Origin of the sequence: Polynucleobacter sp. UB-Siik-W21 (assembly GCF_018687415.1) — a bacterium.
Lineage (GTDB): Bacteria > Pseudomonadota > Gammaproteobacteria > Burkholderiales > Burkholderiaceae > Polynucleobacter.
In genome coordinates, this window is record NZ_CP061289.1 from 1,461,326 (window position 1) to 1,474,862 (window position 13,537).

The window sequence follows — 13,537 nt, forward strand, 5'->3', positions numbered from 1 at the left end:
TGCTAATAGGCCTTTGATATGAGCGTTCGCCCCTTAGACGGAATTACTGTTGTTGCGCTAGAGCATGTGATTGCGGCACCATTCTGCACGCGTCAGCTAGCCGATTTAGGAGCGCGCATCATTAAGATTGAACGCCCTGGTGATGGCGACTTTGCCAGAGGGTATGACAGACAAGTCGAGGGACTGTCATCTCACTTTGTATGGGTCAATCGCTCAAAGGAGAGTTTGACGCTCGATCTCAAACAAGAATCAGCAATTGCCGTATTGAAGAATTTATTAAAGACTGCTGATGTCTTCATTCAAAATTTGGCACCTGGTGCAGCAGCCCGCATGGGACTGACTGCAGAAGCCTTGCAAAAAGATAACCCCGGTTTGATTTTGTGCGCCATCTCTGGCTACGGTAACGATGGTCCTTATCGCGATAAAAAAGCCTACGACCTCTTAATTCAGAGTGAGGCTGGCTTTCTATCGATTACTGGTACGCCTGAGACGCCGAGCAAAGCCGGTAACTCCATCGCAGATATTGCTGCCGGCATGTATGCCTACACCAATATTTTGGCCGCGCTATTGCAACGAGGTAAGACTGGTAAAGGTACTGTCATTGATATCTCGATGCTAGAAGCTTTAAGCGAATGGATGAGCTTCCCAATGTATTACGCCTACAAGGGGGCTAATCCACCCTCTAGAAATGGCGCATCGCATGCCACAATTTATCCATACGGCCCCTTTAAAGCGGGCGATGGCAAGACCGTCATGCTGGGTCTTCAAAATGAACGCGAGTGGGCGAAGTTCTGCGAGACCGTACTCGAAAATCCTGCGCTTGCCAAAGATGAGCGCTTCGATAAAAACTTCAAACGTAATGAAAAGCGCGCTGAATTACTAGAAATCATTAACGCCTGTTTTAGCAAACTCAGCTCTGAACAGTTAATTGCTCGCTTAGAGCAGGCGCAGATTGCTAATGCCCATCTAAATGACATGGAAGGCTTGTGGAAGCACGAGCAATTAAAGGCACGTCATCGCTGGACAGAAGTCAATACTCCCAATGGTCAAATCCCCGCACTGCTGCCACCGGGCTTAAATGACAGCTACGAATATCGAATGGACCCCGTGCCATCGGTGGGGCAACATACTGACGCCATCCTCAAAGAGCTGGGTATAGCGGAATCTGAAATCGCTAATATGCGTGCAAGCGGAGCAATTTAAAGTAGCGGCGATGTGAGATGGGCGGCATTCTCGAGATAGTGATGCCAACGTGGTCGCTTCGCCCAAGTCGTCATGTCTATGAAATCCGATTCGTTTAAATAAGACTGCACTAGTTGGTTCAGCTTGGCGCAGAAATCTTTGTCATAGGCAATCAAGCTAATCTCGAAGTTCAAACGCAAACTGCGTTGGTCAAAATTAACCGATCCAAAGACAGCAATTCTGCTATCCACTAATAAGCTCTTGGTATGTAGCAATCCCCCGCGAAACTCTGCAATCCGCACCCCCGATCGCAATAAATCAGCGTAGTAGCTTTTACTACTCCAGGCAACCAAGGTCGAGTCATTCAACTTGGGAACAATCAGGGTCACTTTCACACCTCGTCTTGCAGAGGCCATGAGGGCCTGCAAGAGACCATCGTCTGGACCAAAGTAAGGAGTCGTAATGGTTAATTCTTCACGGGCATCAATAATGGCCGAGAGCAACACTTGATACAAAATATCATCTCGATATACAGGGCCTGATGCAAGCTCTTGCGCAATGGCAGCCCCCTCAAACGGCGCTGCGGGAGGATTTCTATCATTGAAGTGCGTAATCTTAGGGTTATCAACGCTCCAGTCAAATGAGAAAGTCAGTTCAAACTGCGCTGCTACTGGACCCTCTACGCGAACCATGGCATCAACCCACTCACCCACCCCTGAGTCTTGTTTAAAAGTGCGTGGATCTACCATATTCATACTACCTGTCCACACGATGGAGCCATCAACGACAAATATTTTTCGGTGTAATCGCAGATCTGCCCGTCGAAACTGAAAGCGACCCACCTGAATTGGTAATGCTTCGGTTACCTGAATACCAGCATTGCGAAAACGCGCTGGCCATTTAGATTTAAACCAAGCAGAACTACCTAAAGAATCTAATAGCACTTTACATGACACGCCACGCTTGGCAGCAGCGATTAAAGCCTTTCCAACACGGTCTGCATCTCCACCTAAAGCCCAAATATAAAACTCGAGGTGAAGACTTTTCTTAGCTGCATTGATCTCGTCAATAAAGCATTGCAGAATTTCGAGAGAGTTTGTATGCAGCTCAAGCTTGTTCCCAGCCACAACCGGAGAGCCATTCTTGGCCTCTGCCAGTAGGCTTAAAGCTCTATCCTCTAAAGGCATCCCCAGCCTATCCTTAGCGTATTGCTGACGCATGTTCTCAGTGATCTTTTCATATTCACGATTCATGCGAGTAATTTTTCGCGTTAATTTTCGACCTACCGGACGCTCACCAATCAGGACATATAAACCGATTCCTAACACTGGAAAGGTCATCACAATAAAGATCCAGGCAAAGGCAACGCCAACTGGCCTTCTCACCGCAATAATGACGCCAATAAAGTAAGTGACTAAGAAAAAATGGGCGAAGAGTAGCCAATTTAAGTTCAGCTCAAATGTATGTTTTAGAAATAAGCTTAGTAGGTCATTCATATCAGTTCCAGTTCTGCTGCAATGCCCAAATGATCAGACAATTTCATCCATTCATGCAAAATTTCTGCTGAATGGATCTTAAGTCCACGAACATAAATGCGATCCATGGGTAATAAGGGCTTCACGCTAGGGAAGGTCTTCGCTGGTGTGCCCGTTAAGACTTCAAACACCTCTTCAAACCCTGCAAGCCGCATAGGGGCACTGACACGGTTACGCCAGTCATTGAAGTCGCCAGCAACAATCGTTGGCGCGTCATTCGTCAATTCTCCAATATAACGAATAATCTCTTCTAATTGACGTTCCCTACCCCGTTCAAACAAAGCGAGGTGCACACAAAAACAATGGATCTCTGGGCTTCCATTGCCCAACTGAATCACGCTATGCAATAGTCCACGCCTCTCAAAACGATAGGCAGAGATATCGTAATTTTTACCCTTGTGCAAAGGGTGCTTTGATAATATCGCGTTACCGTGATGGCCATCTGGATATTCCACATTTTTACCGTAGTGCCAGTCATGCCAAAAATCTTCAGAGAGAAAATGGGTTAACTCAGTTAGGGGCCATTGACCAAATCGCCGAATTCTACCGCGATGCTCTTGCTGCAGTTCTTGAAGAAACAATAAATCCGGATGATGACTTCGCATCTTTTGACGCAACTGATAAATAGTGGAATGGCGATGCAGAGGTGATAGACCTTTATGCACATTCATACTCATCACCGTAAAACGACTAACTTTGATTTGGGTCATTCACTCTGCCCTGCTGCGCGCTGGCGACGTACGCGAGCCAAATAGATCTCACCTTCCACCAGTTCTTGGCACTGCATACATTTATTGCAAATAGATGCCTGGTCCCTCAACTCATCAATCGAGTCGATAGGATGGGTGTCTAGGTATTCGCGCAGGTCAATATCCAAGACCTCGTTGCAGAGGCAGACTACTTCAGCCATAAGTCACAAATTAGGGGTATGAGTCTCATTAAACTCATTTTGCCATTGCCTTGATAGAATCGACCGCATGTTGAACGCTTTTTCAGATGCCTTTGCACTTCTTGCCCACCTAGACGGTGGAGTGCTAGGGATCGTCCTGGTCTCCCTACAGGTCAGTATGACTGCCCTCTTCTTTGGGGTTCTGTTTGGACTTCCAATCGGCGCCCTTTTAGCGACCGAAGAATTTACTGGCAAGAAAACCGTGATCGTGACCCTCAACACCCTCATGGGTGTGCCCACGGTCATTATTGGGGTGATTGTTTACCTGCTTCTCTCTCGCACAGGGCCTTTAGGGGCGTGGGGATGGCTTTTCACACCCAAGGGCATGATTGTGGCCCAAACACTGCTAACAACACCCTTAATTGCAGCCTTAAGCCGGCAAATTCTGGAAGATTCCTGGAAGATTCATCGGGATTCATTCATGAGCTTACGTCTGCCACTACTATCTCGCTATCAGTGGCTCATCTGGGACTGCCGCTTTTCGCTGACCATTGCCTTGCTAGCTGGTCTTGCCAGAGCCATTTCCGAGGTAGGGGCAGTCATGATTGTGGGCGGCAATATTCAAAACTCGACTCGAACCATGACTACTGCAATTGCACTAGAAACCAGTAAAGGCGACTTACCATTGGCACTTGCTTTAGGCATCGTGTTGCTGGGAATCGTATTGATTGCAAACCTATTTACTTTTATTGTTCGTCAAATGGTGGAGCGTCGCTATGGCTGATTTGACAGAGCAATTTGAAAAGTACATTGAACTGAAAGACATTACTGTCCTTAGTAATGGTCGAACCATTCTCAACATACCTCATGCCATCATTCCGGCCGATCGGATTACAGCATGCATAGGGCCAAACGGGGCTGGTAAAACTACGCTCTTAAAACTACTCGATGGCCTGATCAAGCCTGATACCGGAACGGTGAACTATTCCTTTAGAAATAAGACAGCATTGGTTTTACATCACACACCCATGATTAAAGCCTCAGCTAGAACCAATATCAGCCTGGTGAGAGATGCAGATTCTGCAATCACTTTGAGTGAGATTGATCAAGTGATTGAGCGGGTGGGACTCAAGAATTTAAGCGCTAGCCCAGCACACAAGTTATCGGCTGGCGAAAGACAAAAACTGTGCCTTGGCAGAGCTATTTTGCAAAAACCGAATTTGGTATTACTGGATGAACCCACTGCAAACCTCGATCCTAGCGCCACCGAGCAAGTTGAAGACATCATTCGAGAATTTAATCAACAAGGATCAGACGTGATTTTTTCATCACACCAACTCGCGCAAGTGCAAAGGCTTGCGCAGTACATCCTCTTTATTGATCAAGGTAAGATAAAAGAAAAGGGACCCGTAGGCCCCTTCTTTTCAAATCCTCAAACAGCAGCAGCGAAACGTTACTTACATCAAGAATTACTAGCTGACTAGAGGCTAATCAATTACTTTGCTGCAGGTGCAGCTGGCGCAGGTGCAGCCGCTGCAGCAACTGGCGCCACAAACGGTGGCGGCGCTACACAAGCTGCAGGTGCAGCAGTTCCAGATACTTTATAGCGTTCAGCCACTCGATTTTGAGCTTGGCAGAGTTGAAATGCACCCACTCTGTCACCGTAAGCAGTTTTAGCTTTCGCCAAAGTGGCAGCTTCTTGTGCCTCAGGAGTTAATGGTGGCAATGTTGCCATCACCGATGCACTAGTTAGCGCGCAGAATATAAAAGCAATGATCTTTTTCATAGCTTTGTCCTTATTTATTAACCTTGTTGTACCAAAGCTCATGATGCTCTTTAGCCCAAGTAGCATCAACGTAGCCAGACATCATGCCGTCTGAGGAGCCTTGCATACCAATTGAACCAATATAAATATGACCCATGGCCATCGTAGTCATCAGAACTGCCGCACAGCCGTGAATAATATTGGCAATCTGCATCGTGCCGCGAATGTATTCAACTTGCATAAATGGCACGATCATGTCTAGCACAAGACCAGATGCAGAGATCACTAAGCCCAAGAAAGTCATACCAAACCAGAACCAAATTTTCTCGCCAAAGTTGAAGAAACCTGCGGGAGGATGTTTTCCACCAAGCATTCCGCCAAATGACATGAGCCAGTTAAGATCACCTTCGCCAGGAATATTTCTGGTAGCAAACAACAGGAAGAAAATAATGATGCTCAGCGTAAATAGCGGGCCAGAATAATTATGGATATTCTTGCAAACCATCAAGAATGACCCAAATGCAGCGCCACCCATTAAAGGCATTGCGAAATACTTTCCGTACAAAATCAACATGCCAGTGAAAGCAAGTCCAACAAAGCTAATCGCCATCACCCAGTGAGTAAAGCGCTCGAAGCCATTAAAACGCTTGATTTTTTGCCCTGATAACGGCGCATGCAATTTGATTGGGCCTTTGATAATAAAGACAGCTGCAATGCCAAAGAAAGCAATCGCCAATAGCCAGCCACCGAAGACGGTAATCACTCCATTGCGAATCACGCGCCACTGCTCACCAGAGCGCTGAATCAGGACACTAGCTTCTTTGTCTGGAATGCTGACATAGTTATATGGGTCGCTATTCGCAGAAGTAAAAATGGATGGGTTAGCTGGCTGAGCTTGCGCTTGCGTACCATTAGCCAAGCTATTCGGATTTGCTGGCACAGACGCAGGTGGAACATCAACCCCGCTAGGCGAAGGCAAGGGTGCCATTGGCCCACGCTCAGCAAAGCTCATGCCGCTCGCGAGAGTGAGTGACAAACCTGCAGCCACCACCAAAGTGCGTAGAACTTTAGAAAATGATCGTTTCATACACATATCCTTAAACGTTTTCGTTTTATTTATTGTTGTTTAGTTGATCACTTAACGCGACTGTATTCGTTTTGACCTTGAGTACGCTTATCAACCGACTCAGTCCAACTGGCTTGATTTTTTGGGGTCCAGTTTTTGGTCATGAAGCCATTGTCCGCACCCATGTATGGTGCAACATCAGGTCGCTTAGCAGCTTTTGCTGCAATTTCTGGTGGCTCTGAACAAGCAGCTAACAGCGCTGCTACTGCAAAACACAAACCGAGAGTTTTGAAATTGAATTTCATTATTTCGCTCCTGGAATTTTTGCAGCAGGCGTTGGAGTTGGCGCTGGAGTGTCTGGTCCACCATAAGCAGTAGTCCAACCAAAAGCCTTAGAGCCGGCATACTTGCCATTCTTCTCACGAGTGGCAACACGATTATTGAAGATGCCAGAAATAATATCGCTATCGCCACCAATCAAAGCCTTGGTAGAGCACATTTCAGCGCAAAGAGGTAATTTACCTTCTGCCAAGCGATTACGGCCATATTTCTCAAATTCAGCAACGCTACCGTTTTCTTCAGGACCGCCACTACAGAATGTGCACTTGTCCATCTTGCTACGAGAGCCAAAGGCACCCTTACTCAAAAACTGTGGGGCGCCAAATGGGCATGCAAAGGAGCAATAACCGCAACCAATACAAATGTCTTTGTCATGAAGCACGACACCTTCATCGGTACGGTAGAAGCAATCGACTGGGCACACAGCCATACAAGGAGCATCAGTACAGTGCATACAGGCCACTGAAATTGATTTCTCTTGACCGACAATGCCATCGTTCACCGTAACAACACGGCGACGATTTACGCCCCAAGGTACTTCGTTATCGTTTTTACAAGCAGTGACACAACCGTTGCATTCGATGCATCGTTCTGTGTCGCAGATAAATTTCATTCTTGCCATTGTGTTCTCCTGACTTTATTTTTTAACTTAGGCAAATTTTTCGATTTGACACATGGTGGTTTTGGTTTCTTGCATCATAGTCACCTGGTCATAACCATATGTAGTCGCAGTATTGACCGCTTCACCTTGAACTACTGGTGCTGCGCCCTCTGGATAGTACTTACGAATGTCTTCGCCCTGCCACCAGCCAGCAAAGTGGAATGGTACGAAAGCAGTTCCCTGATCAACACGCTCGGTAACCATTGCACGTACTTTGATCTTGGCGCCGGTTGGCGACTTTACCCAAACGTAATCCCAGTTCTTAATGCCACGATCTGCTGCAGCCTTAGGATTAATTTCCACAAAGTTTTCTTGTTGGAGCTCTGCTAACCATGGGTTAGAACGGGTCTCATCACCACCACCTTCGTACTCAACCAAACGACCAGAAGTCAGAATGATTGGGAACTTCTCATATAACTTGTCATTCAAGTTTTGATCTTGAACAGTCTTATAGAGCGTTGGTAAGCGCCAGAAATTCTTCTTGTCTGCAGAAGTTGGATACTTGCGCATCATCGGTGCATTAGTACTGTAAAGCGCTTCACGGTGAATTGGAACTGGGTCTGGGAAGTTCCAGACAACCGCACGTGCTTTGGCATTTCCAAATGGATGGCAACCATTCTTCATCACAACGCGTTGGATACCACCAGACAAATCGGTCTTCCAGTTTTTACCTTCAGCGAGTTTTTTCTCATCTTCGGTTAACTGATCCCACCAACCTAATTTCTTCACAAAGACGTGGTCAAACTCTGGGTAGCCAGTAGTAATGGCAGCACCCTTGGAATGAGATCCATCTCCGGCCAACAAACTCACTCCTTCACGCTCAACACCGAAGTTCGCGCGGAAGTTACCGCCACCCTCCATCACAGTCTTGCTGGTGTCATAGAGGTTTGGTGAACCTGGATGTTTGATTGCGGCTGTGCCGTAGCAAGGCCAAGGCAAGCCATAGTAGTCACCTGTTGTGTCGTACCCAGTCACAGGATCAACTCCACCACGAGACTTCAAGGTCTTCGGATCGAATGTTGCAACCATTCTCATATGCGCTTTGAGACGCTCAGGCGTTTGACCGGTGTAACCAATCGTCCAGACAGAACGATTAATTTCACGCAAGATATCCTCAATTTGTGGCTCTTTCCATTGCTTACCAGCAAATTTAGAGTTGAGCATCTTGTAGTTCTTGGATAGCTCTTGACCAAAACCTAAGCGATCAGCAAAAGCTTGCATGATCACATGGTCAGGAACAGATTCAAATAATGGATCGATCACTTTCTCGCGCCACTGCAATGAGCGGTTTGATGCAGTAGCAGTGCCACAAGTCTCAAACTGGGTTGCTGCTGGCAACAAATAGACATTGCGGTTCTTGTTGATTGTCTGTCCTTCTGCTGGTGGCATTGCAGCCATCGCAGCGGTTGCACTTGGATAAGGATCCACTACCACCAAGAGATCCAACTTATCCATCGCACGCTTCATATCTAAGCCGCGAGTTTGTGAGTTTGGAGCATGACCCCAGAAGAACAAACCTTTCACGTTAGTCTGCTGATCAATCATGTCGTTCTTTTCAAGAACAGCATCCACCCAACGAGAAACAGTGGTACCTGACTTCTCCATCATGTCTGGTGCATAGCGACCTTTAATCCAGTCGTAATCAACGCCCCACACTGCTGCGAAGTGCTTCCATGAACCAGCTGCCAAGCCATAGTAACCAGGCAATGAATCTGGGTTAGGACCTACGTCAGTTGCGCCTTGAACGTTATCGTGGCCGCGGAAAATATTAGTACCACCACCAGATTTACCAACGTTACCGAGAGCCAACTGCAAGATGCAGGAGGCACGCACCATTGCATTACCAATGGTGTGCTGGGTTTGACCCATACACCAAACAACTGTACTCGGACGATTTGTTGCCATAGTCTTGGCTACTTGATAAACCTGTGCCTCTGGAACACCGCAAGCCTCTTCAACTGCAGCAGGCGTCCACTTTTCCATCACTTCTTTGCGGATCTCATCCATACCGTATACGCGGTCGTTGATGTACTTCTTATCTTCCCAGCCGTTTTTGAAGATGTGATACAGAACGCCGAACAAGAAAGGAATGTCGCTACCTGAACGAATACGAACGAACTGATCTGACTTAGCAGCGGTACGGGTGTAACGTGGATCAACCACAATCACTTTGCAGCCGTTTTCCTTAGCGTGCAACAACATCAACATTGAAACTGGGTGAGCTTCAGCAGCGTTGGAGCCAATATACATGGCTGCCTTGGCATTCATCATGTCGTTATAGCTATTGGTCATCGCGCCATAACCCCAGGTATTGGCTACCCCGGCAACTGTGGTCGAGTGACAGATACGCGCCTGATGGTCTGTATTGTTGGTGCCAAAGAAAGAGACCCACTTACGCAGTAAGTAGGCCTGTTCATTGTTGTGCTTTGATGATCCAATAAAGAACATCGCATCTGGAGAATACTTCTCACGAATACCCTTCATCTGAGCGGTAATTTCAGTAAGTGCCTGATCCCAAGAAATACGCTGATACTTACCATCCACCAGCTTCATTGGGTAGCGCAAGCGATAGTCACCGTGACCATGCTCACGCAAAGCAGCACCTTTGGCACAGTGCGCGCCCATATTGATTGGGGAGTCAAACACTGCGTCTTGACGAACCCAAACACCATTCTCAACTGTGGCATCTACCGCACAGCCTACTGAACAGTGAGTACAAATCGATCTCTTGACTTCAATCTTGCCCTTGCCGTCCAGCATGGCTTTACTTGGCTCAGCTACAGCTTTTTGCACCAAGCTTAATTGGCTAGCAGCAATACCAGCACCGATACCGACGCCTGAACGCTTTAGGAATGTTCGACGATCCATCGTCGGCACCGCTGCTTTTAAGCCACGCGATAAGCTGCCGATGAGGCGTGATGAAGTACGACTGCTTTGTGGGGTATTTGATTTACGAGTCAGACTCATATGATGTCCCTGGGAAAGTTTTTTTATTTATTAATGATTAAATCAATTCAACTGAAACCAACTCTTTAGAGCATGGTGCTTTCGTAATACTTACGCATGTGCGCAGTAATCGTTTGGCCTTTGCTCTGATCTTTTACGGTGCTACCAATTTCTTGAATAACAGCCTTACCAATAGAGGTTTGGGAGGCTACGGCAACCGCACCTACTGCAGCGCCTGCACCAATAAAGAAGTTGCGGCGAGATGGCTTATTTTCTTCGCTAGATACAACTTTGGATTTCGTGCTCATGGCATGCTCCTATTTGGTTATTCTTGATATCCGTCAAGTGTAATTCGTATTTGCATTTTTGACACTTATATGACTTGTAGGGCTAACTAGGACTTTCCCTTTGTTGCAATGCAACATTAAATCATGTCAAAACTTTGTCCCTCAATCGCTAGGAATTCTCGGGTTAGCGTGGCGATTGGACGATACAAATGCATCTCGGGAATGTCTTCAATCGCATCACATAAGTCCTCAAACCAAGGACGAATATGCGCATTGAAAAAAACCCTTTGATTTGTAAGGTTTGATACCTCTACATCGTCACCCGCAATCAGATATCGCATCACCTCGCAAAGTGCAGAGATATGGTCTTCGGTTTCAGTAACTTCTTCAGCCGACTCAAGACCAAATTCCTCTAATGCCTTACGAATATTGACTAAGGGTCTTTCATTTAAATGACCAGCCATATAGAAAGAGCCATTAAGAACCACATTAGGCTTGCCCACACTAATAAAGTTCAGATCAAACTCATCATGCCAAGCTTTGGCTGGATTGTTCTTGGCTACCTCAACAACATCCATCCAGGCTTTAGCCAAAGGCGCCTCATCGCTTGCATCCTGCTGATCTGCAGTAGCCGCAATTTGATCAAGCAACTCTTGATCTGGTGGCAAATGAAAAAATCTGGCGATCAGACCATAAAGATCCGCTCTCGCCAAATCCTCTGGCAGGCCTACATCACCTACTTCAGTTGATGCATTCTCTTTTTCGCTCATGTTTCTTTTTTCACCATATCCACTACTCGACAATCACCACACATCTTTAATCTATCCATTGCCGCTCCAGCAAAGGCACCATGAGCACCAAGCTTAGTCAGCATCAGATCAACCATCTTCGCAGTACCGAAGGGCTTTCCACAACTGATGCAGTGAAACGCTTGCGTTTCATTCAGCACCACCTTCTGTTTCCGTTGCTCAACTGTTTGTAGGCGTGGCATTAAGGTGAGAGCATGCTCGGGACAAGTTTGCGCACAAATGCCACATTGCACACAATGCTTCTCAATAAACGACAATATGGGTTCATCAGGATTATCGAGCAGCGCGCCCTCCGGACAGCTGCTGACACAAGACATGCATAAAGTGCAAGCGTCTTTGTTAATTGCCAGACCACCTAATAAAGAATTGTTTGGCAAAGCCACACCCAACTCAGGCAATGGTGTCTTTGCTTGCTTTTGTAGATGCTCTAGCGCAGCTTCCAAGGTTTCACGCTTTTGATTGGAGAGGCCATAACTGGCGGGGGTGCACATGACATCCAGAGCGCCCCGTTGACGCAGCGTACCCATGGCTTTCGATACACCTTGAAGATCGTCTACAGAATCAGCCACTACCAATTGAATGCGCGCTTCAAAGCCATAGGCTTGCAAAATAGCATTCGCTAATTGAGCCTGCTCTTCAAGAGCGGCACGATAAGCCGGATCTTCATCACCACTCAATAGCATGATGACTTCAGCAAAGCCGTAGGTTAAAGCCCCCAACCAGAGATCTAAGCCAGTAGAGGCAATATGTTCTATGCCATAAGGAATAACAAATGATGGCAGTCCTTCATATTGTTTTGGCATCACATGCGCGGAGCGGCCCAAGCCATCAATCATGCGAGTGCCAGCCTTCAAGGTATGTAAGAGCAAGCTTGGGGCGACTGATTGATTGAGCTTTTTGGCTTCAGCATGAAAAACGCTAGCCAAGGTTTTTAATTCTTTACCTTGATGCGGCACGCTTGGATAGTTATAGCGCATCGCCCCCGATGGGCATACAGTCGAGCAAGCACCACAACCCATGCAAAGATTAGGATTGACTTCAACGCTACCTTGCCCATTTTTAAAGATAGAACGGATGGCACCGGTAGAGCAGACATCAATACAGGCACTACAGCCTACTTTACCGTTGCGTCCATGGGCACAAACTTTTTCGTTGTAGGCAAAATATTTAGGCTTCTCAAACTCACCCACCATCTCTAATAATTGATTTACAACCAATGCTTGATCAAGAGGATCTTTACCAGGAGCAAAGTAGCCCTGAGGAGTTTGGCTCATCGGCATTTTTGGATCTGCGCGTAAATCCAAGATCAAATCAAATTCGGCGCTGCGTTTACGTTCCACACGATCAAATGCAATGGCGCCAATACTGGCACAGGCGGTCACACAGGCTCGATGGGATTTACATTTGTCTAAATCAATTTGAAATGAGAGATCAATGGCATTTTCAGGGCAGACTTCAACGCAAGCCCCGCAACGAGTACACATCTCCGGATCAATTGGGTTTTGTAAATCCCAATCTACTGAGAAATTACCCAGATAACCCTCAAGCTTAGTCACTACGCCGGTATAAATGGGATAGTTGCGCACTAAAGGCAAATCACCTGACTCGGTACACAACACAGAGATACCCAAAGAAGCGCCAAGCTTTTCTGCCCAAGGTAAGACCTGAGATCCAGGGCCTACTAATAACAATCTTCCCTGACTTTCATAATTCACCACAGGCACAGGCTCAGCTTCGGGCATATCAGCCAAAGCCAAAAGTGCCGCAATCTTAGGTCCTGATAATTTTGCTTCTTGCGTCCAACCGGCAACTTCGCGAATATTGACAAAGCGCAATGGCGCCACCAAAGGCTTTTCAGATTGCTCTGCTAATTCAGCAAAGAGTGCTCCCTCTTGCGTGCAAGCTACGACTAGAGAGTCAGAACCATCCAGGGCTTTTAAAAAAGATCCAACTTCCTGTCGACATAAGGAACGATGTACTGAAACACCCAAAGCCTTCGCATCCAAAGGCATCGTGCCATTACAGTTACAGACTAATTTTTGACTCATTGACAACCTT

Annotated in this window: 14 protein-coding genes; 3 read left to right on the plus strand and 11 right to left on the minus strand. The window is 46.7% G+C overall.

Translation table 11 applies throughout. The features are described from left to right. The first annotated feature begins 18 nt into the window (after window positions 1-18). Window positions 19-1,203 (plus strand): CaiB/BaiF CoA-transferase family protein, encoded by a 1,185-nt coding sequence (locus C2756_RS07610; protein WP_215318345.1) that lies wholly within the window; start codon window positions 19-21, stop codon window positions 1,201-1,203. Here C2756_RS07610 and cls read toward each other — a convergent pair. From cls to C2756_RS07625, 3 genes are read right to left on the minus strand one after another with little or no spacing between them, the layout of a single operon-like run. Continuing rightward, entirely contained in the window at window positions 1,200-2,678 is a 1,479-nt protein-coding gene (gene cls, locus C2756_RS07615) for a cardiolipin synthase (protein ID WP_215318346.1), read from the minus strand. The genes C2756_RS07610 and cls overlap by 4 nt on opposite strands. Continuing rightward, window positions 2,675-3,427 (minus strand): endonuclease/exonuclease/phosphatase family protein, encoded by a 753-nt coding sequence (locus C2756_RS07620; RefSeq protein WP_215295201.1) that lies wholly within the window; start codon window positions 3,425-3,427, stop codon window positions 2,675-2,677. Before C2756_RS07620 ends, cls begins: the two co-directional genes overlap by 4 nt. Then, window positions 3,424-3,627, minus strand: a complete 204-nt coding sequence (locus tag C2756_RS07625; RefSeq protein WP_215318347.1) for a hypothetical protein — start codon at window positions 3,625-3,627, stop codon at window positions 3,424-3,426. The genes C2756_RS07620 and C2756_RS07625 overlap by 4 nt, the downstream gene beginning before the upstream one ends. A gap of 67 nt (window positions 3,628-3,694) precedes the next feature. Between C2756_RS07625 and C2756_RS07630 the strand changes: the two genes are divergently transcribed. Then, entirely contained in the window at window positions 3,695-4,390 is a 696-nt protein-coding gene (locus C2756_RS07630) for an ABC transporter permease (protein ID WP_215318348.1), read from the plus strand. Further along, window positions 4,383-5,090: an ATP-binding cassette domain-containing protein gene (locus C2756_RS07635; protein ID WP_215318349.1), complete on the plus strand. Its 708-nt coding sequence runs from the start codon at window positions 4,383-4,385 to the stop codon at window positions 5,088-5,090. Before C2756_RS07630 ends, C2756_RS07635 begins: the two co-directional genes overlap by 8 nt. Window positions 5,091-5,101: 11 nt before the next feature. On the opposite strand, the gene C2756_RS07640 is transcribed toward C2756_RS07635, so the two are convergent. From C2756_RS07640 to C2756_RS07675, 8 genes are all read right to left on the minus strand, one after another. Then, window positions 5,102-5,392, minus strand: a complete 291-nt coding sequence (locus C2756_RS07640; RefSeq protein WP_215318352.1) for a hypothetical protein — start codon at window positions 5,390-5,392, stop codon at window positions 5,102-5,104. 10 nt (window positions 5,393-5,402) lie between these two features. Then, window positions 5,403-6,458 (minus strand): formate dehydrogenase subunit gamma, encoded by a 1,056-nt coding sequence (locus tag C2756_RS07645; protein ID WP_215318354.1) that lies wholly within the window; start codon window positions 6,456-6,458, stop codon window positions 5,403-5,405. A 47-nt stretch (window positions 6,459-6,505) separates the two neighbouring features. Beyond that, window positions 6,506-6,742 (minus strand): hypothetical protein, encoded by a 237-nt coding sequence (locus tag C2756_RS07650; protein ID WP_215318356.1) that lies wholly within the window; start codon window positions 6,740-6,742, stop codon window positions 6,506-6,508. Beyond that, window positions 6,742-7,398 (minus strand): formate dehydrogenase FDH3 subunit beta, encoded by a 657-nt coding sequence (gene fdh3B, locus C2756_RS07655; protein WP_215295215.1) that lies wholly within the window; start codon window positions 7,396-7,398, stop codon window positions 6,742-6,744. The genes C2756_RS07650 and fdh3B overlap by 1 nt, the downstream gene beginning before the upstream one ends. Before the next feature lie 27 nt (window positions 7,399-7,425). Further along, a complete protein-coding gene (locus C2756_RS07660) occupies window positions 7,426-10,404 on the minus strand; it encodes a formate dehydrogenase subunit alpha (protein WP_215318357.1) in 2,979 nt (992 codons plus the stop codon). 65 nt (window positions 10,405-10,469) lie between these two features. Beyond that, window positions 10,470-10,691, minus strand: a complete 222-nt coding sequence (locus C2756_RS07665; RefSeq protein WP_215295218.1) for a hypothetical protein — start codon at window positions 10,689-10,691, stop codon at window positions 10,470-10,472. Between the two features lie 116 nt (window positions 10,692-10,807). Continuing rightward, window positions 10,808-11,440, minus strand: a complete 633-nt coding sequence (locus tag C2756_RS07670; protein ID WP_215318359.1) for a molecular chaperone — start codon at window positions 11,438-11,440, stop codon at window positions 10,808-10,810. Further along, complete coding sequence (locus tag C2756_RS07675; RefSeq protein WP_215318361.1) at window positions 11,437-13,527, minus strand: 4Fe-4S binding protein; 2,091 nt, start codon at window positions 13,525-13,527, stop codon at window positions 11,437-11,439. Before C2756_RS07675 ends, C2756_RS07670 begins: the two co-directional genes overlap by 4 nt. Window positions 13,528-13,537: the final 10 nt, after the last annotated feature.

Excerpts from the sequence above, each read along its gene's own strand:
- C2756_RS07645 (WP_215318354.1), bottom strand. The coding sequence starts at position 6,458 with ATGAAACGATCATTTTCTAAAGTTCTACGCACTTTGGTGGTGGCTGCA.
- C2756_RS07650 (WP_215318356.1), bottom strand. The coding sequence starts at position 6,742 with ATGAAATTCAATTTCAAAACTCTCGGTTTGTGTTTTGCAGTAGCAGCG.
- C2756_RS07670 (WP_215318359.1), bottom strand. The coding sequence starts at position 11,440 with ATGAGCGAAAAAGAGAATGCATCAACTGAAGTAGGTGATGTAGGCCTG.
- C2756_RS07625 (WP_215318347.1), bottom strand. The coding sequence starts at position 3,627 with ATGGCTGAAGTAGTCTGCCTCTGCAACGAGGTCTTGGATATTGACCTG.
- cls (WP_215318346.1), bottom strand. The coding sequence starts at position 2,678 with ATGAATGACCTACTAAGCTTATTTCTAAAACATACATTTGAGCTGAAC.
- fdh3B (WP_215295215.1), bottom strand. The coding sequence starts at position 7,398 with ATGGCAAGAATGAAATTTATCTGCGACACAGAACGATGCATCGAATGC.
- C2756_RS07665 (WP_215295218.1), bottom strand. The coding sequence starts at position 10,691 with ATGAGCACGAAATCCAAAGTTGTATCTAGCGAAGAAAATAAGCCATCT.
- C2756_RS07610 (WP_215318345.1), top strand. The coding sequence starts at position 19 with ATGAGCGTTCGCCCCTTAGACGGAATTACTGTTGTTGCGCTAGAGCAT.
- C2756_RS07620 (WP_215295201.1), bottom strand. The coding sequence starts at position 3,427 with ATGACCCAAATCAAAGTTAGTCGTTTTACGGTGATGAGTATGAATGTG.
- C2756_RS07660 (WP_215318357.1), bottom strand. The coding sequence starts at position 10,404 with ATGAGTCTGACTCGTAAATCAAATACCCCACAAAGCAGTCGTACTTCA.
- C2756_RS07675 (WP_215318361.1), bottom strand. The coding sequence starts at position 13,527 with ATGAGTCAAAAATTAGTCTGTAACTGTAATGGCACGATGCCTTTGGAT.
- C2756_RS07630 (WP_215318348.1), top strand. The coding sequence starts at position 3,695 with ATGTTGAACGCTTTTTCAGATGCCTTTGCACTTCTTGCCCACCTAGAC.
- C2756_RS07640 (WP_215318352.1), bottom strand. The coding sequence starts at position 5,392 with ATGAAAAAGATCATTGCTTTTATATTCTGCGCGCTAACTAGTGCATCG.
- C2756_RS07635 (WP_215318349.1), top strand. The coding sequence starts at position 4,383 with ATGGCTGATTTGACAGAGCAATTTGAAAAGTACATTGAACTGAAAGAC.